Annotated in this window: 25 protein-coding genes and 1 riboswitch; of the genes, 10 read left to right on the forward strand and 15 right to left on the reverse strand. The window is 57.5% G+C overall.

Going from position 1 to position 23,567, the window contains the following annotated elements; all coding sequences use genetic code 11:
- The first annotated feature begins 174 nt into the window (after positions 1 to 174).
- Positions 175 to 1,320 (forward strand): diaminopimelate decarboxylase, encoded by a 1,146-nt coding sequence (lysA, locus tag DC3_RS18160; protein ID WP_146886805.1) that lies wholly within the window; start codon positions 175 to 177, stop codon positions 1,318 to 1,320.
- Position 1,321: 1 nt separating this feature from the next.
- On the opposite strand, the gene DC3_RS18165 is transcribed toward lysA, so the two are convergent.
- Both DC3_RS18165 and DC3_RS18170 read right to left on the reverse strand, forming a co-directional pair.
- Positions 1,322 to 1,852 (reverse strand): mismatch-specific DNA-glycosylase, encoded by a 531-nt coding sequence (locus DC3_RS18165; protein ID WP_146886807.1) that lies wholly within the window; start codon positions 1,850 to 1,852, stop codon positions 1,322 to 1,324.
- 92 nt (positions 1,853 to 1,944) lie between these two features.
- On the reverse strand, positions 1,945 to 2,538 hold the full coding sequence (locus DC3_RS18170) for a sulfite oxidase-like oxidoreductase (protein ID WP_146886808.1): 594 nt from the start codon (positions 2,536 to 2,538) through the stop codon (positions 1,945 to 1,947).
- Positions 2,539 to 2,796: 258 nt separating this feature from the next.
- On the opposite strand from DC3_RS18170, the gene DC3_RS18175 reads away from it, so the two are divergent.
- Positions 2,797 to 3,708: a DUF4032 domain-containing protein gene (locus DC3_RS18175; RefSeq protein WP_146886810.1), complete on the forward strand. Its 912-nt coding sequence runs from the start codon at positions 2,797 to 2,799 to the stop codon at positions 3,706 to 3,708.
- 25 nt (positions 3,709 to 3,733) lie between these two features.
- Here DC3_RS18175 and DC3_RS18180 read toward each other — a convergent pair whose 3' ends face one another.
- Positions 3,734 to 4,702 (reverse strand): MerR family transcriptional regulator, encoded by a 969-nt coding sequence (locus tag DC3_RS18180; protein ID WP_146886812.1) that lies wholly within the window; start codon positions 4,700 to 4,702, stop codon positions 3,734 to 3,736.
- A gap of 35 nt (positions 4,703 to 4,737) precedes the next feature.
- Here DC3_RS18180 and DC3_RS18185 point away from each other — a divergent pair, with 35 nt between their 5' ends.
- Positions 4,738 to 5,673 (forward strand): zinc-binding dehydrogenase, encoded by a 936-nt coding sequence (locus DC3_RS18185; protein ID WP_186816110.1) that lies wholly within the window; start codon positions 4,738 to 4,740, stop codon positions 5,671 to 5,673.
- A 67-nt stretch (positions 5,674 to 5,740) separates the two neighbouring features.
- Here DC3_RS18185 and DC3_RS18190 read toward each other — a convergent pair whose 3' ends face one another.
- From DC3_RS18190 to purM, 4 genes are all read right to left on the reverse strand, one after another.
- Positions 5,741 to 7,447 carry a VanW family protein gene (locus DC3_RS18190; protein WP_146886816.1) on the reverse strand — a complete coding sequence of 569 codons (1,707 nt, stop codon included), beginning with the start codon at positions 7,445 to 7,447 and terminating at the stop codon, positions 5,741 to 5,743.
- Between the two features lie 59 nt (positions 7,448 to 7,506).
- Positions 7,507 to 8,388: a methylmalonyl Co-A mutase-associated GTPase MeaB gene (meaB, locus tag DC3_RS18195; protein WP_146886818.1), complete on the reverse strand. Its 882-nt coding sequence runs from the start codon at positions 8,386 to 8,388 to the stop codon at positions 7,507 to 7,509.
- A gap of 148 nt (positions 8,389 to 8,536) precedes the next feature.
- Positions 8,537 to 9,238: a histidine phosphatase family protein gene (locus DC3_RS18200; RefSeq protein ID WP_146886820.1), complete on the reverse strand. Its 702-nt coding sequence runs from the start codon at positions 9,236 to 9,238 to the stop codon at positions 8,537 to 8,539.
- Positions 9,235 to 10,266 (reverse strand): phosphoribosylformylglycinamidine cyclo-ligase, encoded by a 1,032-nt coding sequence (gene purM / locus DC3_RS18205; protein WP_146886822.1) that lies wholly within the window; start codon positions 10,264 to 10,266, stop codon positions 9,235 to 9,237. Before purM ends, DC3_RS18200 begins: the two co-directional genes overlap by 4 nt.
- A gap of 302 nt (positions 10,267 to 10,568) precedes the next feature.
- On the opposite strand from purM, the gene DC3_RS18210 reads away from it, so the two are divergent.
- Entirely contained in the window at positions 10,569 to 11,255 is a 687-nt protein-coding gene (locus DC3_RS18210) for an SDR family NAD(P)-dependent oxidoreductase (RefSeq protein ID WP_146886824.1), read from the forward strand.
- 76 nt (positions 11,256 to 11,331) lie between these two features.
- Entirely contained in the window at positions 11,332 to 12,306 is a 975-nt protein-coding gene (locus tag DC3_RS18215; protein WP_246130730.1) for a polyprenyl synthetase family protein, read from the forward strand.
- Between the two features lie 7 nt (positions 12,307 to 12,313).
- On the opposite strand, the gene DC3_RS18220 is transcribed toward DC3_RS18215, so the two are convergent.
- The 3 genes from DC3_RS18220 to DC3_RS18225 form a co-directional block, all read right to left on the reverse strand.
- Positions 12,314 to 13,033 carry a tetratricopeptide repeat protein gene (locus DC3_RS18220; RefSeq protein WP_146886826.1) on the reverse strand — a complete coding sequence of 240 codons (720 nt, stop codon included), beginning with the start codon at positions 13,031 to 13,033 and terminating at the stop codon, positions 12,314 to 12,316.
- A gap of 87 nt (positions 13,034 to 13,120) precedes the next feature.
- The gene (locus tag DC3_RS30005; protein ID WP_281292548.1) at positions 13,121 to 13,243 is read right to left on the reverse strand and encodes a hypothetical protein; all 123 of its coding nucleotides are present in this window, start codon (positions 13,241 to 13,243) and stop codon (positions 13,121 to 13,123) included.
- 184 nt (positions 13,244 to 13,427) lie between these two features.
- Positions 13,428 to 13,625 carry a helix-turn-helix domain-containing protein gene (locus tag DC3_RS18225; protein WP_146886828.1) on the reverse strand — a complete coding sequence of 66 codons (198 nt, stop codon included), beginning with the start codon at positions 13,623 to 13,625 and terminating at the stop codon, positions 13,428 to 13,430.
- A 384-nt stretch (positions 13,626 to 14,009) separates the two neighbouring features.
- Here DC3_RS18225 and DC3_RS18230 point away from each other — a divergent pair, with 384 nt between their 5' ends.
- From DC3_RS18230 to DC3_RS18250, 5 genes are all read left to right on the forward strand, one after another.
- Positions 14,010 to 14,762, forward strand: a complete 753-nt coding sequence (locus tag DC3_RS18230) for a DUF554 domain-containing protein (protein WP_146886830.1) — start codon at positions 14,010 to 14,012, stop codon at positions 14,760 to 14,762.
- A 127-nt stretch (positions 14,763 to 14,889) separates the two neighbouring features.
- Positions 14,890 to 15,486 (forward strand): glycerol-3-phosphate 1-O-acyltransferase PlsY, encoded by a 597-nt coding sequence (gene plsY, locus DC3_RS18235; RefSeq protein ID WP_146886832.1) that lies wholly within the window; start codon positions 14,890 to 14,892, stop codon positions 15,484 to 15,486.
- A 3-nt stretch (positions 15,487 to 15,489) separates the two neighbouring features.
- Positions 15,490 to 16,197 carry a bacillithiol biosynthesis deacetylase BshB1 gene (bshB1, locus tag DC3_RS18240; RefSeq protein ID WP_146886834.1) on the forward strand — a complete coding sequence of 236 codons (708 nt, stop codon included), beginning with the start codon at positions 15,490 to 15,492 and terminating at the stop codon, positions 16,195 to 16,197.
- Between the two features lie 97 nt (positions 16,198 to 16,294).
- Positions 16,295 to 16,903, forward strand: a complete 609-nt coding sequence (locus DC3_RS18245; protein ID WP_146886836.1) for a cytochrome P460 family protein — start codon at positions 16,295 to 16,297, stop codon at positions 16,901 to 16,903.
- Positions 16,904 to 16,925: 22 nt separating this feature from the next.
- A complete protein-coding gene (locus DC3_RS18250; protein ID WP_146886838.1) occupies positions 16,926 to 18,656 on the forward strand; it encodes a hypothetical protein in 1,731 nt (576 codons plus the stop codon).
- A 74-nt stretch (positions 18,657 to 18,730) separates the two neighbouring features.
- Here DC3_RS18250 and DC3_RS18255 read toward each other — a convergent pair whose 3' ends face one another.
- The 5 genes from DC3_RS18255 to thiC form a co-directional block, all read right to left on the reverse strand.
- Entirely contained in the window at positions 18,731 to 19,708 is a 978-nt protein-coding gene (locus DC3_RS18255) for an FAD-dependent oxidoreductase (protein ID WP_186816111.1), read from the reverse strand.
- 20 nt (positions 19,709 to 19,728) lie between these two features.
- Positions 19,729 to 20,523, reverse strand: coding sequence for a thiazole synthase (locus DC3_RS18260; RefSeq protein WP_146886842.1), 795 nt, complete (start codon positions 20,521 to 20,523; stop codon positions 19,729 to 19,731).
- Positions 20,524 to 20,635: 112 nt separating this feature from the next.
- The gene (gene thiS, locus DC3_RS18265; RefSeq protein WP_146886844.1) at positions 20,636 to 20,830 is read right to left on the reverse strand and encodes a sulfur carrier protein ThiS; all 195 of its coding nucleotides are present in this window, start codon (positions 20,828 to 20,830) and stop codon (positions 20,636 to 20,638) included.
- Positions 20,820 to 21,461, reverse strand: coding sequence for a thiamine phosphate synthase (thiE, locus tag DC3_RS18270; RefSeq protein WP_146886846.1), 642 nt, complete (start codon positions 21,459 to 21,461; stop codon positions 20,820 to 20,822). Before thiE ends, thiS begins: the two co-directional genes overlap by 11 nt.
- Positions 21,458 to 23,266 (reverse strand): phosphomethylpyrimidine synthase ThiC, encoded by a 1,809-nt coding sequence (gene thiC, locus DC3_RS18275; protein ID WP_146886848.1) that lies wholly within the window; start codon positions 23,264 to 23,266, stop codon positions 21,458 to 21,460. Before thiC ends, thiE begins: the two co-directional genes overlap by 4 nt.
- A 151-nt stretch (positions 23,267 to 23,417) precedes the next feature.
- Positions 23,418 to 23,525, reverse strand: a riboswitch (TPP riboswitch).
- Between the last annotated feature and the right edge of the window lie 42 nt (positions 23,526 to 23,567).

Raw genomic sequence — 23,567 nt, forward strand, 5'->3', positions numbered from 1 at the left:
CGTTTTCAGGGCAAGAGAGCGAATAGAACGTTCAGGACACCCAGATGAGTTTCACTTGCCTTTTCGTGGATCAACGAGGCTGAAAGCCAAAGGCAGAAGGCACCCACAGAAATCGGTCTGAGACAGAAAACCGAACAAAGCTGTCTGATCATGGAGGCCTGTTAGAATGTGCCCATGCTTTCCCGAGACCAGTTGCTTCAGGCGGCCGAAACCTATGGCACGCCCCTCTATGTGTATGATGCCCGTGTGCTGGATGACCGCATCCAGCGTGCAGTTCAGGCTTTTCAGGGTGCAAGGATTTTCTTTGCCATGAAGGCCAACTCCAACCTGCACCTCCTGCGCCGCATGAAGGAGCAGGGTCTGGGCTTTGAAGTGGTCTCTTACGGAGAACTCCGCAAGGCACTGCATGCAGGTGTGCCTGGAGACCGCATCCTGGTCAATGGACCTGCAAAAACACCCGAGGAGTATGCCCTGGGGCAAGAGGTCGGAGCGACCTTCATCCTGGACCGTCTGGATGAGTGCCACTTTCTGAATCCAGGGGCAAAAGTGATTGTTCGGGTGAACCCTGAGCTGCACGTTTCCACCCACTCACACCTTGCCACGGGTGAGGCACACTCCAAATTCGGGGTTCCCCTCGGGCATGCGACTGAAGCACTGCAACAGGCCCGCAACGCAGGGCTCAACGTAAGGGGATTGCACCTGCACATCGGCAGTGCGATCCAGAACCCTGAAGACTTCCGTGAAGCTTTCGAGAAAGTCGCCCATCTGGCAGATGAGGTCGGGCATCTCGAAGTCCTGGATGTGGGAGGTGGATGGGGCCTGAATGCCGATCTGGAGGGCATTGCGAAAATCGCATTTGAGGCTGCACAGTCTTTCGGGGCTGAACTCTGGGTGGAGCCCGGGCGCTTTCTGGTCTCTGAAAGTGGGGTCCTGCTGACCCGGGTGGTGGGCACCAAAGAAACCGCCCGAAAATTCATCCTGCTGGATGCTGGCATGACCGAAATCCTCAGGCCCATGCTGTATGGGGCACAGCATCCTTTGCAGCCTCTCTGGGAGAGCAAACAGACCGACCACTATGACCTGGCTGGTCCTGCCTGTGAAAGTGGCGACCTGCTGGCCCGAAATGTCGAACTTCCTGTGCCAACCCGAGGGGATGTGCTTGTGCTGGAACAGGCCGGAGCCTACGGAGCAGTGATGTCCAGCACCTACCTGACCCGACCCCGACCCGCTGAAGTCATGTGGGACGGCGAATTCAGGGTCATCCGGCAAAGGGAAAACCTGGAAAGGCTCTGGGAGTTGGAACTCGCCGCAGAATCCTGAGTCAGTCCAGTTGCCTGATGTGATCCGACAGGGCCTGCCAGTGCTCGATGTTGAAGTGGGAGTCGGCCAGAGGGCTGGTGGAGGGCAAGACGAACACCTCTGCCCCCTCAAACTTTTCTGGTTGCAGACCAAAATTCAGTTTCTTCTTCTGCAGGCCTTCCTGGGCTGCTCTTTTGCTGGTGAAGGCAATGACCCTGGGCCTGTAGGTCTGGATTTTGGTCTGCAGTTCGTCCGGGGTGAAGCCTTCTGCAGGCAGCACAGAATCGATCCCTGAGTGCCTCTTGCACACATCTGTGAGCCCAATTCCGTATTGCGGAAGCTCCGGAAACTCCTGGGGTTTCATCTTTCTAGGGATGAGCCCCACCTGATGCAGCACCCTCCAGAATTTGTTCTGGGGATTGGCGTAGTAGGCTTTTGCGGCTGCGGAGGTTTTGCTGGGGGCCGTGCCACAGAACACCAGTTTCAGGCCAGGCTGCAGCACATCAGGAACAATGTATTCCTCCTGGGGCAGGTCAAAATGAGGTTCAGTCATGGTCCCACCCTAGAGCATCAGGCTGAAAAGAGCTGCCTGTGCAGTTAAAGAGGCATTAAGACGAAAGCAGGGGTTGCCCCCTGCCCTTCTTCTCAATCGTCGTCGAATCGCTCTTCCTGAAATGGATCGCCTCGCATGTGGTAGCCGTTGCGCTCCCAGAAGCCTGGCTGGTCTGCCCGCAGGAACTCGAAGCCAGACACCCACTTGGCGCTCTTCCAGAAGTAAAGGTGGGGCACCACCAGACGCAGGGGGCCACCGTGGTCTTTTTCCAGAGGCTTGCCATCGAAGGTGTGGGCCAGCAGGTTCAGGTCACGGTTGAAGTCATCCAGCAAGAGGTTGGTGGTGTAACCGCCATAGCAATGGACCATCACGGCAGTGGCCTGTGGGTCCACCTTGATGTGCTGCATCAGGGTGGGGATGCTCACCCCTGTCCAGGTGGTGTCCAGTTTGCTCCAGTGGGTCACGCAGTGGATGTCGTAGGTGTGGGTGGTCTGGGGCAGGTTCTGCAGGTCCTGCCAGGTGAACGTTGCAGGCTCAGCCATTCCGAAGACGCGCACCTCCACCTGTTCAGGTTTGAGGGTGGGCACAGGGCCGTAGGTGAGCACAGGAAAGCGTTCGGTCAGCGACTGTCCCGGAGGAACGCGCGGGTTGTTGCCCGAGGGCTTCTTGAAGAATTTACCAAGCATTCATGAACCTCCAAAGCATGAGGACCCCAGAACAGAGCTGAGGTGAGACAGATACGCACCACACCTCAAAAAAGTTCAGACAGGTCTCCTCTACAGGGTAAGCCTCCTGTGTTACTCGATACGTGCTCATGCTTACCCTGTGACAGAGGACCTGTCACGGCACTGATATATTTCGCTACAATGGAGACATAAGGTTCATTGGACACCAACGAACCTGGATTGACTTTGCCCTTGCGTCAGGCAAAGGAGGAGGTGAGCATGTACGCCAACACAACCGCAACACAAGAAATCGAAGAAGCCAAGCGGCAGGCACTGCTCAACAACATTCTGGCCACTCTGCGTGGGGAGGACAATCACCTGATCCCCTTCGAGTGGGTACGCTTCTTAAACCCGCGTGGAGAACATTATATCGGAACCCAGACCATTTTGGTAGATCAAATCATCGGCTCTGTCGACAGATACGACGAGTTCGACCAACACTTTCTGCCCCTGACCCACCACCTCGATGAGCGCTGGGTCGCCATCCGCAAAGCCCAGATTGAAGGCAAAGAACTTCCGCCCATTCAGGTGTACAAGGTCGGAGAAGGGTATTTTGTCAAAGACGGCAACCACCGGGTCAGTGTCGCCAAAAGCACCCACCAGAAGTACATCGATGCTGAAGTGATTGAACTTGATGTCAACATCACCCCCCATCCCGGTGAGTCCCTGAAAGACATGATCATCCGCTCTGAACGGGTGGAATTCTACCGGACCACCCAGCTTGATGAACTGCGCCCCAACCATGCCGAGATTGACTTCACCACACCGGGCCGTTATGACATCCTGCTGGAACACATCCGCACCCGGCAATACTACCTGGGCATCCAGGAGCAGCGGGAGGTCAGCTGGGAAGAGGCTGTGGGCTCCTGGTACGACAAACTCTACTGGCATGTGGTGCGCAACCTGCGCAAACACAATGTGCTGGGCAAGTTTCCTGGCCGCACCGAAGCGGACATCTATCTGTGGATCATGGACCACCGCTACTTCCTGACCGAACAACTGGGTCATGATGTGGGCAGTGAGTATGCCACGCTGAACTTCAAGGACCACTTCCGTCCGCACTGGTGGGAGCGCCTGGGCCAGCGGATGCAGCTCCTGCGCAAGAAGATTGTTCCTTCCCCTCAGGTTTAAATGGATGTGCCTCTCCTCCCGGATCTCACAGAAGGTCCGGGTTTTTCATGGCCGTTTCCAGCCCTGCCAGCACCCACTCCAGTCCAGACTGGATCTGCGGAACAGGTTGCCCATGCATGAGGGCCACCAGTTCCCAGTACCGGGCAACACTGGGATGGGCTGTGGTTTGCAGGTGGTTGTGCCACCACCTCAGGAACTGTGGGGTATAAGACTGGTTCAGGGCTTCTGCACAGGGCCTGGAAAAGGCCGCGATCAGGCTCTGGCCTTCTGAACTTTCTGGTGCAACGCCCTTTTCTGCGGCATCCACAGCCTGATCAAAAATGATCCCCATCTCGAAGGTGTGGGTCTGCACCGAGTCACTGTTTACAGCATGTTGCCAGAAGGGCTCCACCTGTGCCCGGATGGCCCTCTGGAAGGTGGGGTCCTGCACCAGTCGGGTGAGCTCCAGCCATGCGGACAGCTGGGCCGGAGTGGCTTCTGCTGGAAGTTCGGCTCCTGCAGTGGCCCAGAATTCAGGCCACCATTCTGGATCAACCCCCAGCCCTCCAAAAGTGGATTTGAGGTGACGGGATAGCAGGTTTTCCCTTTCCTGATGGGAGAGCCTGGCCTGCTGCATCAGTTCGGCAAATTCATGCACTGTGGTGTGCTGTTTCAGGGCAGCCTGAAGCACTGCCTGTTGCCTCACCAGGGCCTGCATCTGGACCTGCACGGTTTGCAATTGAAGCTGCACCAGGGCCTGAAAATCCGTCTGCTGCTCCAGCAGTTCCCGGATGCTCTGCAAACTGAAGTCGGCTTCCCTCAGGGTGCGAATCAGCTGCAGTCTGGGAAGGCTGTCTGCATTGAAATAGCGGTAACGGCTGTCGGCGATGTGGGCTGGAGGGAGCAAGCCTTCATCTGCATAAAACCGCAGGGTTTTGATGGGAAGGCCAGCCAGCTTTGACAGTTCACCAATGCTGTACAGCAGCTCCTCTGATTGTTGCAGTTGACTCTCCATTTACTGGAGAGTCTAGCATGAAAACAGGAGGCAACATGAACCACGCAGTGCACACTGCACCCCAGGCCACAGGCCATTTGATTTTAAAGTCCATCGAAACACCAGAACTGCAACCCCATGAAGCACAGGTCCAGGTCGAGCACATCTCGATCAATCGAGGTGAAGCCTTTGTGGCCCAGTTTGCTCCAGAAGGTCTGCAGCTGGGCTGGGATTTTTCAGGAAAAGTGGTGGAAGCCGCTGCAGATGGCAGTGGTCCAAAAGCAGGGACCCGGGTGATGGGTCTGCTGCCCATGGGGGCCTGGGCCAGATTTCTGGCGGTTCCAGCCCTGCAGCTCTGCGAAGTTCCGGAAAGCATTTCCCTGCAACAGGCCGCAGCTCTGCCCGTCGCAGGCCTGACCGCCCACTTCAGCCTGCAGAAAGCCGGAAACTTACAACAGAAGAAAGTGCTGGTCACCGGGGCGACAGGAGGCGTGGGTCATCTTGCAGTGCAACTTGCCCACCTGGGCGGAGCTGAGGTCACCGCCCAGATCCGCAATCCAGAGCAGGCCCTGTGGGTTGAGCAGCTTGGCGCAACCCATGTCCTCACAGGTGACCCTGCATCCTGGGCAGAATCCGGCCCGTTTGATGTGATTGTCGATGGCGTGGGAGGTGAGGGGTTCGCTGTCCTCCCTGCACTTCTGGCCAGAGACGGAATGTTGATCTGTTACGGTGCAAGTGCAGGCAATCCTGTTCAGCTGAACCTGATGCCATTCACCATGACTGGAGGCCTGTCCTTGCAGGGGATTGCCCTCTTTCAGGAGTTGCAGAGGGAAGATCCAGCAACAGTCCTGGCCTTCCTCATCCAGCAGGTAGCGGCAGAAAAACTGAAAGTGCGGATTGAAAAAGAGGCCAGCTGGACAGAAATGGGCTCCGTTGCAGAAGACCTTCTGGCCCGCAAGTTCTCAGGGAAGGCCATCTTGAAAGTGGAGTGATTCCAGACATCAAAAAACCCGCCCTGAATCGAGCTGGGCGGGTTTTGTTTTTGAGATCGAATCAGACTCAGCGGGCAGGACCCACAGCAAACACAGCCTGCCAGGGTTTGTAATTGCTGCTGATGGTGTCCTTGCGGGTGCCCTTGCTGTCCGTGATCGTGCGGGTCACCTGCACGTTGTATCCATCCACCGCCCAGTCCACCTGTTTGCGCTGCCCGGGGGCAAGGCTGGAATCATAAATGGTCTTTGAAGGTGGGTGAGGGGTGCGGGAAAGAACCACCGCATCGGAAACCGTGACCTTGCGCTTCACGGGAATCCCGTAGAGGTTGACGGTCAGGGTGCCTTTCTCCATGTCGGTGATGGTGCGAACCAGAATGGGGGCACCCGTATCGTTTTTCATCTTCAGGTCAACTCCAGGCTGATACACTGCTGCTTCAAAGCCCATGTGTGGAGCGTACCAGTGCACCCAGTAAGCGTGCTGGTTGCGTTCCACAATGGGCAGGCCTGCTTTGTACATGCTGCGGAAGGTGGTGGTGGACACCTGACACACTCCCCCACCCACGCCTTCCACGGTGCGGCCCCCACTGATCACCAGTGCGCCCACATAACCGTTCTCTGGAGAAATCTCACCAATGGCATCATTGAAGCTGAAAACCTGATCTGGAGCAATCACATGGCCGTCCAGTGCTGCAGCAGCCACCTTCACGTTGGTGGAGCGCTCACGGCTGGACCCCTTGAAGGTGCTGGTTCCCGTGGAGATCAGTTTCAATGCTTTGGGATCAGGCAGATCTGCAATGGTCAGTGTCGGCTCCTGCACTTTCAGGGGAACTTCCACCTGAATCATCTCGGGTTTCAGCACCATGTCGGACAGGGCCTGGGTGGCGGTTTTCTGATCAACGCTGTACCCGGTCTTCTCAGGGACGGTTTTGATCTGGCCTTTCACGAAGCGGAAACTGGCATTCTGGGCAGCCTGACCAATCAGGCCATCAAGTTTCTGCACGGCCCGCTGGATGCCTTTGGGGTCCAGTTCCAGTTTGTCCGCCCGCACCCAGAAGAGGTCAGCAACGGTGTTGACGTTCAGGGTCGTTGGGCGCTCTTTGCCTGCAGGGGTCACACCAATCACAGTGATGGGCCTCAGGACCAGATTGGCCTGATCCACCAGGGGTTTCAGGCTCTCTCTGGTGACCGCAGCACGGGTGGTCTTGATGGGGATCTCCAGGCTGGTCAGGGCAGGGTTGCTGCTGTAGGTGCTCAGGACCGAGGTCACATCGGCTGCCTGACCGGGTTTGTCCGCCTGAATCACGTATTTTCCATTCTGGTAAATGGCTTTTGCAGGCACAGGCTTGCCATCCAGCGTCCTGGACCACTGGTCCAGCTGTTTTTTCAGGACGGTGCTGTTCACAGAGACCACCCAGCTGGCGCTCTGGGTGTCTTTTTTCCAGCCAAAACGGTACTGCACTTTCTCAAAAGCCCCACGCTGCTGGCCCAGCTCAAAAGCAGATTTGGCAGTCTCCTCGTAATTGAGGTTCCAGCCCAGTTGCGTTGCTGGAACGGTGAAGGTGCGGTCTGCAAGTTTCACGGTGACCGTTGGGGCCTTCAGGGGGGCCGATTTCAGGGCCGCAATGGCCTCTGAGAAGGTCATTTCACTCAGGTCGAGGTTGCCGACCTGGATTTTTTTCTCAATTCGCTCCGAGTCCTGCATGGAGTAGGCCCACACCAGGGGTGTGGCCACCACAAAAGCGATCGGAACGATGTACATCAGGGGTCGTTTCATCCGAATCACAGTGTAACAAGACCGTATACAGTTTTTGGTAAGCAAAATCAGGTACTTGTTTAGAACAAGGACAGAAACAGTTCATGCAGTGAGCGTTTTCCAGAAAGCACCTCAGGAAGCTGGTTTTCAGCATCTTTCAGACGGCCCTGTGCCCAGTCTTCCAGCAGGCTGCGAAGCTCAAACCTGAGGCGGTGAAGCCTGCGTTCCCTTAATCCTTCTTCACCAAGGTGGTCCCGGTGGTCCTGCAGGGCCTGCAGCAACTCAGCAATACCCTCCCCTTTCTGGGCATTGGTTTTCACGGCAGGAGGCATCCAGTCGGGAGTGATGCCCAGTGTCACCGTGGCATGCAGCTCCCGCACCACCCTGTCTGCACCGGGCAGGTCACACTTGTTGACCACAAAAATGTCTGCAATCTCCATGACCCCTGCTTTGAAAGCTTGCACTGCATCCCCCTGATTCGGGGTCAGAACCAGCACAGTGTGGTCGGCAATGCTGGCGATGTCCACCTCACTCTGGCCCACCCCCACCGTCTCGATCAGGATCACATCAAAACCGAAAGCCTCCAGTGCAGAGAGCACCTGCAGGGTCTTGCTGGACACCCCTCCGAGTGCTCCACGGGACGCCAGACTGCGGATGAACACCCCACTGTCCAGCGCGTGCCTGCTCATCCGGATGCGGTCTCCGAGGATGGCTCCCCCGGTGAAAGGGCTGCTGGGATCAACAGCAATCACCGCCACCCGCAAATCAAGATTCCTCAGTTCCTGAATGATCTGGTCGGTGAGGGTGCTCTTGCCACTGCCGGGACTTCCAGTGATTCCGATCACCCGGGCTGTTCTGGGCAATTGCCGGAGTTCCTCTGGAAAATCCTCCCCGGATTCCAGCAGGGTGATGATGCGTGCGAGGGCCCTGGGATCGCCCCCCTTGAAACGTTCAATCAACATGGCTGACCCAAGATAACATTCAGAGTGGACAAGTTTACAGTGGACAGTTCACATCGCACCCAACCCTGAACTTCACTTCCCTCAAAAAAGAAAAAGCAGGACGCATCTCCTGCCTCTTCTGTCAACTGTAAACTGTGAACTGTAAACCCTACGGCACCTGCACGTCTTCGTCTTCTGGAGAGAGGTCCTCCAGATGGGCTGCATCGTTGAAGCTGAGCAGGCGTCCGCCACCAGAGTGCAACACGAAGCGGGTGATGCTGGTGTTGTCGATGGACAGTCTGGCCCACACATCCCGCAGTTCTCCACCGAGGGCAAGGCTGACCGCCACACGGACCACTCCCCCGTGGGTGACCACCATGACGCGGCCTCCCCGGTGTCGGTCCCGCAGGTCAAAGAAAGACCGGCTGACCCGTTCGTACAGGTCGGCCATGCTCTCCCCTCCGGGTCTGCGGGTGTTCCAGGGGTCCTGACCCAGGGCTTCCAGATAAGCTTTGTGCTGGACCTCTATGTCAGGGAGGTACAGGCCGCCGAGCTCACCCACGTCAATTTCACGCAGGCGGTCATCGGTCTGGATTTCAGGCTGTCCCTGCATCACAGCAGCAACCCCTCTGGCGGTGTCCATGGAACGGGTCAGGTCGCTGGAATAGATGGCATCCACCCTGACTCCCTCCAGACGGTCTGCAAGGGCCTGCACCTGCAATTTTCCGTGCTCCGATAGCGGAACATCGGTGTGGCCCTGGTAGCGGCGGATGGCATTCCAGGTGGTCTCGGCGTGACGGATCACCCAGAACTCCGTGAGTTCACTGTCCTCACGGAATCCGGTGGGTGGTGGGGGCACCCGTTTGGTCACCGGGCCACCAGTTCAATGCCCTCACCAGCGACCATTTCACCGATGCGGTAAGGGGTTTCTCCGGCTTCACGGAGCACCTGAAAGGCGAGGTCAAAGTCCGTGATGGGCACCATGAAGACGTAACCAATCCCCATGTTCAGGGCACGGTGGGCCTCAACCAGTTCGATCTGGCCGAGTTCCACAATCTTCTGGAAGAGGGCCGGGACTTCCCAGGAGCCTTCATAGATGCGGGCACCCAGACCTTCAGGGAACACACGAGGGGGGTTCTCGATCAGGCCACCCCCGGTGATGTGGGCCATGCCTTTGATGTTGACCCCGGCCTCTTTGAGGGCACGGTAGGCCAGCACATATTCCCGGTGGGGTTTGAGCAGGGCCTCGGCGTAGGTCTCACCGTTCAGGAAATCGCGGGGAACAAAAAGATCCTCGTTTTCCAGCACCTTGCGGGCCAGACTGAACCCGTTGGTGTGGAGACCCGTGCTGGGCAGGCCGATCAGCACATCCCCCTCTTCCAGGGTACTGCCATCCACGAGGTCCTTGCGGTCCAGGACACCCACAATGGTGCCCACGAGGTCCAGTTCACCTTCCAGGTACACCCCTGGCATTTCGGCGGTTTCGCCCCCGAGCAGGGCTGCCCCCACACGCTCACAGGCCAGGGCTGCACCCTGCACCACAGTGGCGACGGTCTCGGGGACGAGTTTGCCCGTGGCGACGTAATCCAGGAAGAACAAAGGGCGTGCACCCTGAACCAGAATGTCGTTCACGCAGTGGTTCACGATGTCCATGCCCAGCGTGTCAAACTTCTGGGCGGCCACCGCCACTTTGGTTTTGGTGCCCACACCGTCGGTGGAGGCGACCAGCACGGGCTCTTCCATGTCCTTGAAGTTCAGGGCAGAAAACAGCCCTCCGAATGAACCGACGCCAGCCAGCACCTGAGGGGTGTAGGTGCGCTTGACGGCGTCTTTCATCAGTTCCACAGCGCGGTTGCCAGCATCGATGTCCACACCAGCGCTCTTGTAATCTATTGACATCTCTTCCTCCAGAGAAACCACCCTGATTTCAGCATGCCGCAGGTCCTGCCTGAACGGTCTGCTCGAGGGTTTCGAGGATCAGGCCTGATCCCGAAATCAGCGGGCACTCTGGATATTCTAACCTTTAGGCTGCGGGAAACAACAGCATTGTTTATGGGGGATGGAGGGGTGTTGCAGAAGGCCGAGGGCCGAGGGCCCAGAGCCGAGGGCAGATGTAGGGACAGGTCAACGGGTCGCCCTCTAAAGGGAGAAATCCAGACCACTGCACACTTGTCTTTGATTTCAGCAGGCAGAATTCAGGGATGACGGCAATGAAACTTGCGCTGGTGACTGGGGCAAATCGCGGCATTGGGTTTGAAGTGTGCAGGCAGCTTCTGAAAAAGGGCTTTCAGGTGATTCTGACGGCCAGAACCCTGGAGAAGGCCCAGCAGGCTGTTCAGCAACTGGGCTCTGAAAAGGTGACTCCGGTGGGGCTGGAAGTGACCTCCAGTGAAAGCGTTGAGCAGCTCAGGCAGTGGCTGGAGGCCACATATGGAGGGCTGGATGTGCTGATCAACAATGCAGGCATCTACCCGGATGAAGGGCAGAGCATCCTCAGGGTCCCGGTGGACACTTTTCGGGAGGCAATGAACGTCAATGCTTTTGCAGCACTTGAACTGTCGCAGGCCCTTTTTCCCCTGCTGGAAAATCGCAGGGGTCAGGTCATCAATGTGTCGAGTGAGATGGGTGCCTGGGAGGACCTGCACCCGAGCACTTCTGCCTACAGGCTCTCGAAGCTGGCCCTCAATGGCATCACCCTGATGCTGTCAAGAGCGGGTCGGGGCAGGGTTGCGGTGAATTCTGTCTGTCCAGGGTGGGTCAGGACCGACATGGGCGGCCAGGACGCTCCTGGCACGGTGGAAGAAGGGGCAGAGGGCATCGTCTGGCTTGCCGAGCAGGTCAGGGGCACCGGGCAGTTTTACCAGCACCGCCAGATCCTTCCCTGGTGACCTCTCCCCTGTCCTGAGTGTGTTCCGCAACACCTGTGCTGCACTGCAGGTGAGGAGGATGGTCTAGAATACTTGGGTGCGCAACCTCATTGCCGAATTCATTGATCAGGTCCTTCCCCGAACCCACACCCGTCCTGAAATCCAGCATCTGTTTGACCTGATGCGGGATTACCCGGTCCGGGGAGGCAAGATGCTGCGCAGCCAGCTTCTGATGATGGTGGCCCGGGCTTTCGGGGGTCCTGCAGAGCGGGCCCTCCCTCTGGCAGCAGGTCTGGAGATGTTCCAGAACTGGGTGCTGATCCATGACGACATTGAGGACGATTCTGAAGACCGCAGAGGTCAGCCTGCCCTGCACCGGCTGCATGGGATTCCTCTGGCCCTGAACGCCGGAGATGCCCTGCACGTGTACATGTGGCAGGTGGTGCATCAGTCAGGGGTCCCTGGTGCCTTTGAGGAGTTCCTGAACACCATCCACCGCACCGCTGAAGGGCAGCATGTGGACCTGAGCTGGGTGGTGAATGGGAGCTGGGACCTCAGCGAAGCCGATTACCTGCAGATGGTGCACCTGAAGACCGCCTACTACACGGTGGTGGCCCCATTCAGGCTGGGCATGCTGGCTGCAGGCCTGACCCCTGATCCTGAGATTGAAGCGGCAGGTCTGAAACTGGGGGCAGCTTTCCAGATCCGGGACGATGTCCTGAACCTGATCGGGGACGCTGCAGATTACGGCAAGGAAATTGCTGGAGACCTGCTGGAAGGCAAACGCACCCTGGTGCTGCTGCACTGGCTTGCCCAGGCCAGCCCAGAACAGAAAGCCTTCTTTTTGAAGGTGATGTCCCTGCCCAGAGACCAGAAGCAGGCTGCGGACATCCAGCAGATCCTGCAGTGGCTCCATGATTCTGGCAGCATTCAGCATGCCCAGCACATGGCAGATGCAGAAGCTGCAGAAGGTCTGCGTCTGATCCGAAACGTGCTGTCCAGGGCCAGTGACCAGAAAACCGCAGATCAGATTCTGCACCTGCTGGAACAGCTTGCCACCCGCATGGTGTGAGGGCTGGTCATGCTCTGGACTGCAGGCGTTTCTGCCAGAAACCCCAGCCGAGAGCCTCTACCACCCGACGGGCCTGCTCCAGGGCTGCTGGTTCGATGGCCCCAAGTGAAATCTGCGCCCTGACATGGGCCATTTCAAAGGGCCGGGTGCGTGAGAACACCTTTTCAACGGTTGCCTGGGCTTTTCTGGGATGTCCCCAGCGGGTGTGGGCCTCTGCAGTGATCGCCAGGGCATAAGGGTCTGCTTCCTGACCCATCATCTCTGCCACCTTGAAGGCTTCAGCGAGGGTCACGACAGCCTGCTTGTGTTGCCCGAGGTCCAGAAGCACCTCACCCAGAATGCACACCGCACTGATGATCCCTGTGCCATTGCGCTCTTTGCGAGCCTGGTCCAGCCCCTGCTGGGTGAGGTCCAGGGCCTCTTCCAGTTCCCCCAGTTGCCAAAGGCTGCTTCCCTGATGCACCAGAGAGAGCGCTCCCTCCTGTCCCTTCAGCACCTCCAGGGCAGCGTGAGGGTGACCCTGTCGATTCAGGGCAATGGCTTTGAGCAGATCCATCTGACCTGCAGCCCGATCACAAAACATCAGGGTGAGGTCCACAAGTCCAGACTGCCACGCCTGCACGGCCTTCTCACAGGCCAGATCTGGAGGCAGGTTCTGATCAAGGTGCCGGGACAGCTCTGCATGAAGGGCATGCAGCTCAGGGAAAGTGTGGGCAAGGTCAGGCATCACTGAAGAAAAAGTATATAAGGTGCGTTGCGGACCACCAAGCAAAAAGGACAGCAGATTCACACTGCTGTCCTTTTTTGTGGCGAATCAGTAGTCGTCGCCGCGTTTGGGTTCGTCGTACTGGGAATGCAGCACGAACAGTGGGAGTCCCACAAAGAACCCGATCACGACAATCGCTGTGATGATTCCAAAAATCAGGGTGGCGTCCACAGGTGTCCTCCTAGCTCCACAGTGTAGCGGATTTGCACAGGGACAAAAACACTTGCGCGTACAGACCTGACCTCAGGAGGAGCTACGCTGCCGGTAACACAGGTCAGGTCAAACATGAAAACCATCCAGAATCAAAAATCCATGCTGCCCGAATCAAGGGCAGATGACCCAAACGCAAATTGCGTCAGCTGGCTTCCTGCAATCCCAGGAATCGCCTGAGTTCCCGCCTGGGAATCCGCAGGCCTTCCGGAGTCTCCAGGGCACTGAGGGTCCCGGAGCGAATCCAGCGTCTGACGGTGCGGTCATGACAGAAGGTGAAATCTGCCACCTCGCGCACGGTCAGGAATTTCGGAAGATGACGCAACTGGTCGTTTAAAGTCATGCGAACCTCCCCTTGCCACCAAAAAAACAGGACCGCACAAGGCGGTCCTGATTCCAAGTCACTTCGTTGTCGAGTGACGGTGAGCCGATACTGTTTAGAGCAAACGGTGGCATCTGGTTTGATTATAACCCTGAATGTCAGCAGAAAGTAAATACCTTGTTACAAAAAGCACAGCCAGGGGCCGTCAGCGGTCAGCCGTCAGCGGTCAGCCATCAGCGGTCAGCAGAAGCTCAAAGCCCTGATGCAGAGACAGCGGTTCTGAAATGTTTGGATTGCAAGAGAGGGAAGGCAGGTTTGTTGCTGCTTCCAGAACTGAAGCTTTTGCTCTGGCCAGGGTGACTGAAAGCTGACGGCTGACGGCTGACCGCTATATAGTGGTGCAATATGGATTTTTTCCTGAAAACCAGTGGCACATGGATCAACGTGGTGACGGTCCTTCTGGGCACCTTTCTGGGTGTCATTCTGGGAGGCCGCATCCCTGACCGCATGAACCGCACCCTCATGCAGGTGCTGGCCGTGACAACCCTGTACATTGCCATCGACATGGGAGGAAGTCTGGCAGGGCTCAGCATCGGAAAGCTTCCTGGCATCATTGCCGCCCTGATCTGTCTGGCCCTTGGAGCCGTGATCGGTGAGGTGCTGCAGTTGGAGGAGCATCTGGGGGGTCTGGGAGAAACCCTGAAAGAGAAATTCAAGGGCAAGGGCCGCTTTACCGAGGGCTTTGTCACTGCAAGCCTGCTGTTCTGCATCGGCCCCATGACCATCATCGGGAGCATTCAGAATGGCCTGCAGCTTGATCCCAAAACCCTGATCCTGAAGGCCACGCTGGACGGCATTGCAGCGGTGGCCCTCACCGGGGTGTATGGCATGGGGGTGGGGTTCTCTGCTGTTGTCGTTCTGGTTGTGCAGGGCATCTTCAGCCTGGCGGCAGGTGGGCTGGCCAGCGCACTTCCCAACCCCGCAACAGACCCTGGCGTGCTGCTGATCACCGGAACGGGAGGTCTGATGATCACCGGGATCAGTTTCAACCTGCTTTTCGGCAGTTTCGATTCTGCAAACCGGGTGCGTGTGGGCTCTTTCCTGCCCGCTCTGGTGCTGGCCCCGCTGCTCGTCTGGCTGATGAACCTGCTGAAATGATGTTGCAAGTTCACAGTCTCCTGGCACTTTGCGCTGTGAACTGTACACTGTTCACTGTAAACTCCTGAGATCGCCCACGTTCCATGATTCCGGGGCAAACTCCAAAACACAACAACTGAGGTGACGTGTGCAAATTCTGGTTCTGCTGCTTTCCTACCTGTTCGGAAGCATTCCGATTGGCCTCCTGATTGCCCGGCTTTACAACATCGACATCACCAAGGTGGGGTCCGGGAACATCGGGGCCACCAACATCCAGCGCAACCTGGGGTGGGGTCCGGCCCTTGTGGTGCTGGCCTTTGACATCTTCAAAGGGGGCATTGTCCTGTATCTGGCAAAAATGCTGGGCATGTCGGATTTCTATCTGGCTGCCTGTGCCCTGGCTGCCGTGCTGGGACACAATTACAGCATCTTTCTGAAGTTCAAAGGTGGGAAAGGGGTCGCCACATCCATTGGCACCCTGCTGGTGATGAATCCCCTGATTGGACTGGGTACGGTGGTGATTGCTGTGGGCATCATGTACCTGACCCGCTTTGTCTCGGCTGGCAGCATGATGGGAGGCATAGCTGCAGTGCTCTTGCTGCTGTACCACGGTGATCCGCTGTGGCAGGTGGTCACCGCCACCGGTCTGGCCCTGCTGATCCTGTGGACCCACCGGGACAACTTCCAGCGTCTGCAGGCAGGCACCGAGCGCCGACTGGGATCTCCGAAGGAAGCGAAAAAATAACAGATGAGACAGGTTTATGGCCAGTTGCAATCCCTCTATGCCCTGTGCATTGCCCCCCACCCGGACGATGCAGAAATCGGGGCTGGAGGCACCCTGATCCGCCTTGCTGAAGCAGACAAAGCTGTTGGGATTCTGGAACTGTCTCTGGGCGAGATGGGCACCCTCGGCACCCCCGAAGAGCGCCTCCAGGAAGCCAAGAACGCCGCTGAAATCATGGGGCTGGCCTGGAGGGGAAACCTGGAATTCCCGGATGGTGGAATCAGGGCAGAGAGAGATCAGGTCCTGAAACTCGCCCGGGTGTTGCGTCAGGTCAGGCCTGAAGTGCTGTTCATCCCCCATCCGCTGGACAGGCATCCTGACCATGTGGGCAGCCACCAGCTCTGCAAAGAAGCTGTGCATGTCGCAGGTTTGCGCAAAGCAGACCTGAAAGAATCACCCCACAAAGTCAGACGGGTTTTGCTCTATCAGGGAAATTTCCCCATGGAGGCAAGTGTTCTGGTGGACACCAGCAACGTGCAGGAGAAGTGGGAAAAGTGTGTGATGGCCCACACCAGCCAGTTCACCGGGCCTGCCATTTCAGAAACGGTTTCTCCTGAGGTGGTGGACCGCCGCCGGGCACGCAACATGTACTGGGGCACGTTTGCAGGGGTGAAATACGCTGAGGCATTTGCCAGCGAAACCCCTCTGCTTCTGGACCCCACCACACTTTGATTGCGCCCATTGATCGACGCTGTGCATTTCGAAACAACACACCGGACCTTGGAAGTCCGGTGATTTTTCTGGCAGTTTTGCAGCCTACAATAAAAGCATGAAGCGTGTGGCACAGTACGCACTGGCAGGATTGCTGCTGGTCTCAAGCACCCCTGTGAGGATTCCCAGTCCCCAGGAGAACCCTGATGGGGCCGCTGCAGCCCTCCCCTACCCTGAACATTACCGGGAGACCATGACCCTGTACGCGGTGGTGGACCGCCCGGATGGCATGGTGCGCAAGCTGTACGTGAGCCAGAGTGCCCTGAAAGCGGTGCAAAGCAAACAGCCATACCCCACTTCTGGAGACGCCCTGTATGTGATCGAGAACTACAGGGCGCAAAGTGCCAACCAGAAATACCTGCTGGATGCTCAGCGCCACATGGTTCCGAAAGACATCCCGGAAACCATCCATGTGATGCAGCGCCGGGCCAACAAAGCAGGAGCGATGGACAACTGGAATGTCCAGAGTTTCTTTTACAACACAGGAGAAATTGAGGGGCGGGCCAACCTGTTCGAGTGCTGGGCCTGTCATGTTTCGGCAGAGAAGCGTGAATTTGTGTTCTCCAGACCCGTCCTGCAGAGGTTTCTGGCTTCAGGGCAGGTGCAGCGCTGGGACTGTCCAAAAATCAACCGTCAACTGTGTGACCAGCATTTGGACCCGCCCTGAAGGCAGGGTATAAGATGGTGGGGTGAAACACAAAATACTTCTCACCTCACTGCTTTTGGCTTCAGGCCTCACCCTGGCTGCCCCACTGAACCGTTATGTTCCAGAAACCGCTCTCGCCGAATTCGAAATGAATGGGCTGAGGCAGATCAAACCCCAGATCAATACCCTGATTGATCTGGAAAGCACCCTGCTGGATGCTGGCCTGCAATACGACGAGGCCAGTCTGGTGCAGAACCTGCTCTGGGGAGGCCTTGGCCTGGAAGCCAATCTGTCCGTGCACACCGTGAGAAACGATGTGGAGGTTCTGGCCGTGACCCGTGTGGACAAAGGCTCCCAGAGGCTCGTCCAGAAGTTCCTTGCGGATGCCTCCAAAGGGGGCAAAAAGCCCGTCAAGCTGCGCGAAGGCCGCTTTGTGTTCTTCCAGCAAGATGATTTCTATTTTGGGTTCCAGGATGGCCTTGCCTACGCCAGCTCACATCCCCAGGTGCTGCGTGAATTCTTCAAACGCCTGCAGAACAGCAAACTGCCAGGACTCTCCAGCCAGCAGAGTTTCCAGAGCACCATGTCTGAAGATGGAGGCAACTTCAAAGCCTTCGTGAACATGAAACTCCTGATGTCCCTGGTGCTCAAAGAAGTTCCAAAGTCTGATCTGGACACCCTCCCACAGGTCATCAACACCCTGAAGAGTCTGCAGGGCGTCAGCATGTCCGCGAAATTCACAAAATCAGGGATGGAAGGAAGCAGCATCATCAGCTTCCAGAACCTGTCTCCTGAGCTGCAGGGTCTGCTCTCTTACGCCAAAACAGACTTCAATGCCAACCACCTGATCACGAAGGATGTGCAGGGCTATGCCGTCAGTGCAGTCAATGCCCAGGGCTGGCTGGATTACCTGGTGGGTCTGGTCCCTGAGCTGGAAGCCGAATTGCCCGAGAGCTTTGATCGCTTTAAGGCGCAACTCGGAAATGAAATTGTGGCAATCTACCCTGCTCCAGTCGCAGGCAAAACCCTCTCCACCCTGAGCGGAGCGAATGTACTGTTTGGTCTGGAAGTGGCTGATCCAGTTGCTGCACAGGCCATGCTGGACGAACTGGTGCAGGCCCTTGAAGATGCACAGAGCAAACCAGGCGCCGACGTGGAACCCGCCGTGGATGATGGGATGACCGAAGAAGAAATGGATGCCCCTGAGCCAGAACTGTCAGATGAAGAGATGCTGGATCAACCTGTGGACCCTGATCCCATGATGGCTGGAGCACCGGACAAACCCGAATTCCAGGTTCAAAAACTGGATGGAGGCGTCACCTGCCTGGATTTCTCACAGGGCAGTGACACCGCCACCATGGGTGAACTGGCCGCCCTTCAGGGCATGCTGGGAGACAGCATGAAAGTCTGCTTCAAGATTCACCAGAATTTCCTGATGATCGGTCTGGGAGCAGATGCCCTGAATGACCTCCCAACCGCTGAACAGGCCCTCAGTCCCTCCAGACAGCAGACCCTCTTTGGGAACCGTGCCCTGACAGGTTTCCAGTGGGTTGGAGGAGACTACTACAAAAACTACGCCAGTCAGCTTCGACTTGGCGGCGTGATGCTGGGGTCCTTTGCGAAAGACAGTGCAGAGAAAGAAATCATGGGCTTTGCCACCTCTCTGGTGTCCGGTCTGGCCAACCTTGCAGACCGCATTGAGGAAAGTGTCAGCGTGTCCTACTTCGACAAAAACCGTGTGATCAGCAAGAGCACCACAAAGATCAAGTGGTGAGCTGACCCCACCACAAAACAAAAGACACCCCCGTGACCTGAGGAGGAGGGAAAAGGGTCACGGGGGATGTGTTTTCAGTGTACGGGTGCCCCATAAGAACCCTGTGATGCCTGCATGAAAAGCCCTGTCACCACCTGAGCTGTAACAGGGGCCAGCAACACCCCATTGCGGTGATGGCCAGTGGCGACCAGCACATTTCGCAGTGTGGGATGGGGTCCAACAAAAGGCTCTGACCTGTAGGGGCGCAACCCCACCTTGTGATCCAGCACACGGGACTGCACAGATGCCGGACGGTGCTGGTGCGCATAGGCAAGCAGGGTCTTCCTGGCTCCCCGTGTTGGGGTCACGTCCCAGGTCTCGATGTCCGTGGCCCCGACAAAAGTGCTGCCTCCCCGGGGCACCAGATAGCCTCTGCCCTTGTACAGGGCGTGGTCCACGTGCTGGCCTTCCAGCAGCAGGGCCTGACCCTGTCTGGCCTGGACCTCCACTCCGAACCTGGAGGTCCAGGCACCGCAGGCCAGCACCACCTGATCTGACTGCATGCTGCCTGCAGTGGTCTTGAGGGTGACGTTCCGTTCGTCGACGTGCAAGGTTGTCACCTCTGCAGGGGTCACTGGACAGAGCAGGTGAAGGGCACGCAAAACCTGTTCAGGGTCCACACTGCCCTCTTCAGGGAAAAAAGCCATGCCATGTGGATGGTCAGGATGGTCTTGCTGCCACTGGCCTGAGGTGCGGTGCTGCTGTGCTTCCTGCATGCTCATGGCTGCATGGCCGAGCCCGGGAATGTACCCCACATCCACACCCAGCTTCTCAAAACGCTGGAGCCATTCCTGCCACAACTTCAGAGAAACCTGTGCCTGCACGCGCCATGAGGAGGGAATGGACCGGGCTTCACTGGTGGGGGCCAGCATCCCCCCACTGGCCCGGGTGGCCTGCCCTGCAAAACCTGCATCCAGCAGGGTAACTTCTGCACCCACATCCCTGAGCTTGGCGGCAATCATGCTGCCCATGATGCCTGCCCCAACCACAATCACTTTCTGGTCTCTTTTCAAAAGTCTCTCCTTGCCCACCATCAGACTGGAACTTCAGGATCTGCAAGCCGCACGACACCCTGCACAGGACTGCTGGGACTGGCGTGTTCCCGCACAGGCATGCGTCCGGCAAGGTGGGCTTCTCTTCCGGCCTTCACCGCATCCCGGAAGGCTGCAGCCATCCGCACAGGGTCTCTGGCTTCGGCAATGGCGGTGTTCACCAGCACACTGCTTGCCCCCATCTCCATGGCCTGGGCCGCCTCTGAAGGAACCCCCAGACCTGCATCCACCACCACCGGAGCCGTGACGGTTTTCAGGATGACCTCAATGCTGGCCCTGTTCTGAATGCCCTGTCCCGAACCGATGGGAGAACCCAGAGGCATCACCGTTGCGCAACCAACCTCCTGCAACTTCTTTGCCAGCACCGGATCGGCAGGCGTGTAAGGAAGCACCACAAAACCCTCCTCACAGAGCAGTTTCGCTGCCTCAAAAGTGCCAATGGGGTCTGGCATCAGGAACTGTGCATCTGGAATGACCTCCAGCTTGACCCAGTTCGTTCCGGTCAGGGCACGGGCCAGACGGGCCACCCGCACAGCCTCTTCAGCCGTTCTGCACCCTGCTGTGTTGGGCAGAAGCTGGTATCTGGACAGGTCAATCTCATCCAGAATCCCCACATGCCCCGCAGCACCGATCTCCACCCTGCGAATGGAAACCGTGACGATCTGGGTTCCAGAAGCCTCCAGGGCGTCTTTCATCACCTCAAAATCCTGGTATTTCCCGGTCCCGAGCATCAGTCGGGAAGTGAACTGCTGTCCTGCAATGGTCAGTTGATCCATGTCAAACCTCTTTTCAACAGGTGTTCTGGTGTTCTGGACCCCATCCACCACCCACCTCCCCTCGTCAAGAAGGAGCGAAGGGGTGACGAAGTCCACCCCAGGCGGGTGGGGTCTATCCCCCTTGCATCGCTTTCACAATCTCGATCACGTCGTCAGGCTGCAAAACCACATCCTCAAGCTGCCCGGCGGGGTAAATCTGGTCATTGACCATCACAGCCACCCGCTCCTTTGCAATCCCGAACTGGTTCAGCAGTCCGAACAGGGTCAGGCCTTCCTGATGGGTGTGGTCCTGTCCATTAACCTGCATGGACAAGCTCCAGGGATTTGCAGAACCCACGGGCTGCCTGCTCCGGGTCAGGGGCATTCAGGAGCGCCCGCACCACCGCCACCCGCTGTACACCGGCCATCACCAGTTCGGTGATGTTGTCAAGGTTGACGTTTCCGATGGCGTAAAACGGAAGTGGGATTTTCTGCTGCACGGCCCAGCGGGCGTACTCCAATCCCACGGCTTTACGACCTGCCTTGGTGGGGGTCTCCCAGATGGGGCCTACCGCAAAGTAGTGGGCACCCTCTTTCACAGCATGAAGGGCCTGTTCCGGGGCGTGGGTGGACCGTCCAATCAGCAACCCCGGGGCAAACTGACGGGCAAAGGCTGGAGGCAGGTCCTGCTGCCCGAGGTGGACCCCATCTGCCCGAACGGTGAGCGCCACATCCACCCGGTCATTCACAAAAAAGGTGGCCCTGTATTTGCGGGTCAGGTCCCTGAGCTGCTCTCCAAGTGCAATCTGGCTTCGCACTTCGGACTGCTTGGCCCGGAGTTGCAGCACGCCCACCCCGCCCTTGAGGGCCGCTTCGCAGCGTTCCAGATACTCTTTTTCCGACATTTCTGGAGTGAAATTTGCCACCAGATACAGGTTGGGGTTCGGTTTGTGGGTCATGTGGGTTGCTCCACTCCAGCGGCTTCAAGGTAGATGTTGAGGCCCTTTTCCTGGAACTCCTCTGATTTTTCCTGCATTCCCCGTCTGATGTCTTCAGTGAGTTTCATTGAGCAGAAGTGGGGGCCACACATGGAGCAGAAGTGGGCGGTCTTGGCGGCCTCTGCAGGCAAGGTGGCATCATGGAAGCTTCTGGCCCGCTCAGGGTCCAGAGACAGGTTGAACTGGTCCTCCCAGCGGAACTCAAACCGCGCTTTTGAGAGGGCATTGTCCCGGATCTGTGCACCGGGGAAGCCTTTGGCAAGATCCGCAGCATGGGCAGCAATCTTGTAGGTGATCACGCCTTCCCGCACGTCGTTCTTGTCGGGAAGGCCCAGGTGTTCTTTGGGGGTCACATAGCAGAGCATGGCTGTGCCATACCACCCGATCTGCGCCGCTCCTATGGCCGAGGTGATGTGGTCGTAACCCGGTGCAATGTCAGTGGTCAGGGGTCCCAGTGTGTAAAAAGGAGCCTCAAAGCAGTGTTTCAGTTGCTCGTCCATGTTCTCTTTGATGAGCTGCATCGGGACGTGACCGGGACCCTCGATCATGGTCTGCACGTCGTGCTTCCAGGCGATGCGGGTCAGTTCACCCAGGGTGTGCAGTTCTGCAAACTGGGCTGCATCGTTGGCATCTTCCAGAGATCCGGGCCTCAGGCCATCTCCCAGGCTGAAACTCACATCGTAAGCCTGCATGATCTCGCAGATCTCTGCAAAGTGGGTGTACAGGAAGCTTTCCTGGTGGTGGGCCAGGCACCATTTCGCCATGATGGAGCCCCCTCTGGACACAATCCCGGTGCGGCGTCTGGCGGTGAGGGGAATGTACCTCAGCAGGACTCCTGCGTGAATGGTGAAGTAATCCACGCCCTGCTCTGCCTGCTCGATCAGGGTGTCCCGGTAGATCTCCCAGGTCAGTTCTTCGGCCTTGCCCCCAACTTTTTCGAGGGCCTGATAGATGGGTACAGTCCCCACCGGAACAGGGCTGTTGCGGATGATCCACTCGCGGGTCTGGTGGATGTTTTTGCCCGTCGAGAGGTCCATGATGGTGTCTGCGCCCCACCTGGTGGCCCACACCATCTTCTCGATTTCCTCTTCAATGGAACTCGAAACCGCACTGTTGCCGATGTTGGCATTGATCTTCACCCGAAAGTTGCGCCCAATGACCATGGGTTCAAGTTCGGTGTGGTTGATGTTTGCGGGAATGATGGCCCGACCCTTTGCAATCTCAGAACGCACAAACTCAGGGGTGATCTCCCGGGGGATGTTAGCGCCAAAGCCCTGTCCTGCATGTTGCTGAATGTACTCCTGCATGCCCTCCAGACGCTCCTGCTCTCGGATCGCCACATACTCCATCTCGGGAGTGATGATGCCTCTCCTGGCGTAATGCATCTGGGTCACGTTGTGCCCGCTTCTGGCCCGCAGGGGTCTGGGGATGTTCGGGAAGGTCTGACTGTCCTGCAGCAGGTTCCGGGTGAATTCCGAGGAGAAATCAGGAAGCTCTTCAACATCTCCCCTGCCCAGCACCCAGTTTCTGCGGGTCTGGGAAAGTCCAGTGTAAACATCCACCGTCTGGTCAGGATCGGTGTAGGGACCGCTTGTGTCATACACCCACACATCCGGGTTGGGTGTTTTGCGGGTCACACCATTCCACACTTCCAGGGTGGCGTGCTGTTCAATGACGCGAAAAGGCACTTTCAGTTCAGGATAAAGGATTCCCGAAACATGTTTTTTTCGGCTGGCCGGAAAAGGCCGGGTGGTGATGGTCTGCATGAAACCTCCAGAAAAATGCAATACAGGGCTCACCTGATCCCGGTGGATCAGGGCAGGGCAATGGGAGTTTTAGGTGCTTCTTCAGGTCATCAATGCAGCCTGATCCCCTCCTTCAAAGGGACCATGCGAACACATGAATTGTGGGGGTGATGGTGTGTGCTGGTCACGTTTCCTCCGCTGGTTTTAACCAGATCAGGTTCCACGGGTTGAGCTTCTGCTCTCTCAGCCTCTGTGACAGTAGGCACCCCGAGTGACATTTACAGGTGTAGCAAGAAAACCCCGGCAAAGTCAATGGAGAAAC

Origin of the sequence: Deinococcus cellulosilyticus NBRC 106333 = KACC 11606 (assembly GCF_007990775.1) — a bacterium.
In the GTDB taxonomy this organism is placed as follows: domain Bacteria; phylum Deinococcota; class Deinococci; order Deinococcales; family Deinococcaceae; genus Deinococcus_C; species Deinococcus_C cellulosilyticus.

Bases quoted from the DNA above. Each gene is read 5' to 3' on its own strand.
- purM (WP_146886822.1), bottom strand. From the start codon at position 10,266: ATGTCAATAGATTACAAGAGCGCTGGTGTGGACATCGATGCTGGCAAC.
- DC3_RS18170 (WP_146886808.1), bottom strand. From the start codon at position 2,538: ATGCTTGGTAAATTCTTCAAGAAGCCCTCGGGCAACAACCCGCGCGTT.
- thiC (WP_146886848.1), bottom strand. From the start codon at position 23,266: ATGCAGACCATCACCACCCGGCCTTTTCCGGCCAGCCGAAAAAAACAT.
- DC3_RS18225 (WP_146886828.1), bottom strand. From the start codon at position 13,625: ATGACTTTAAACGACCAGTTGCGTCATCTTCCGAAATTCCTGACCGTG.
- DC3_RS18220 (WP_146886826.1), bottom strand. From the start codon at position 13,033: ATGCCTGACCTTGCCCACACTTTCCCTGAGCTGCATGCCCTTCATGCA.
- DC3_RS18190 (WP_146886816.1), bottom strand. From the start codon at position 7,447: ATGAAACGACCCCTGATGTACATCGTTCCGATCGCTTTTGTGGTGGCC.
- bshB1 (WP_146886834.1), top strand. From the start codon at position 15,490: ATGAGACAGGTTTATGGCCAGTTGCAATCCCTCTATGCCCTGTGCATT.
- DC3_RS18180 (WP_146886812.1), bottom strand. From the start codon at position 4,702: ATGGAGAGTCAACTGCAACAATCAGAGGAGCTGCTGTACAGCATTGGT.
- lysA (WP_146886805.1), top strand. From the start codon at position 175: ATGCTTTCCCGAGACCAGTTGCTTCAGGCGGCCGAAACCTATGGCACG.
- meaB (WP_146886818.1), bottom strand. From the start codon at position 8,388: ATGTTGATTGAACGTTTCAAGGGGGGCGATCCCAGGGCCCTCGCACGC.
- thiE (WP_146886846.1), bottom strand. From the start codon at position 21,461: ATGACCCACAAACCGAACCCCAACCTGTATCTGGTGGCAAATTTCACT.
- DC3_RS18230 (WP_146886830.1), top strand. From the start codon at position 14,010: ATGGATTTTTTCCTGAAAACCAGTGGCACATGGATCAACGTGGTGACG.
- DC3_RS18185 (WP_186816110.1), top strand. From the start codon at position 4,738: ATGAACCACGCAGTGCACACTGCACCCCAGGCCACAGGCCATTTGATT.
- DC3_RS18260 (WP_146886842.1), bottom strand. From the start codon at position 20,523: ATGGATCAACTGACCATTGCAGGACAGCAGTTCACTTCCCGACTGATG.
- DC3_RS18175 (WP_146886810.1), top strand. From the start codon at position 2,797: ATGTACGCCAACACAACCGCAACACAAGAAATCGAAGAAGCCAAGCGG.
- DC3_RS18245 (WP_146886836.1), top strand. From the start codon at position 16,295: ATGAAGCGTGTGGCACAGTACGCACTGGCAGGATTGCTGCTGGTCTCA.
- DC3_RS18165 (WP_146886807.1), bottom strand. From the start codon at position 1,852: ATGACTGAACCTCATTTTGACCTGCCCCAGGAGGAATACATTGTTCCT.
- DC3_RS18210 (WP_146886824.1), top strand. From the start codon at position 10,569: ATGACGGCAATGAAACTTGCGCTGGTGACTGGGGCAAATCGCGGCATT.
- thiS (WP_146886844.1), bottom strand. From the start codon at position 20,830: ATGCAGGTTAATGGACAGGACCACACCCATCAGGAAGGCCTGACCCTG.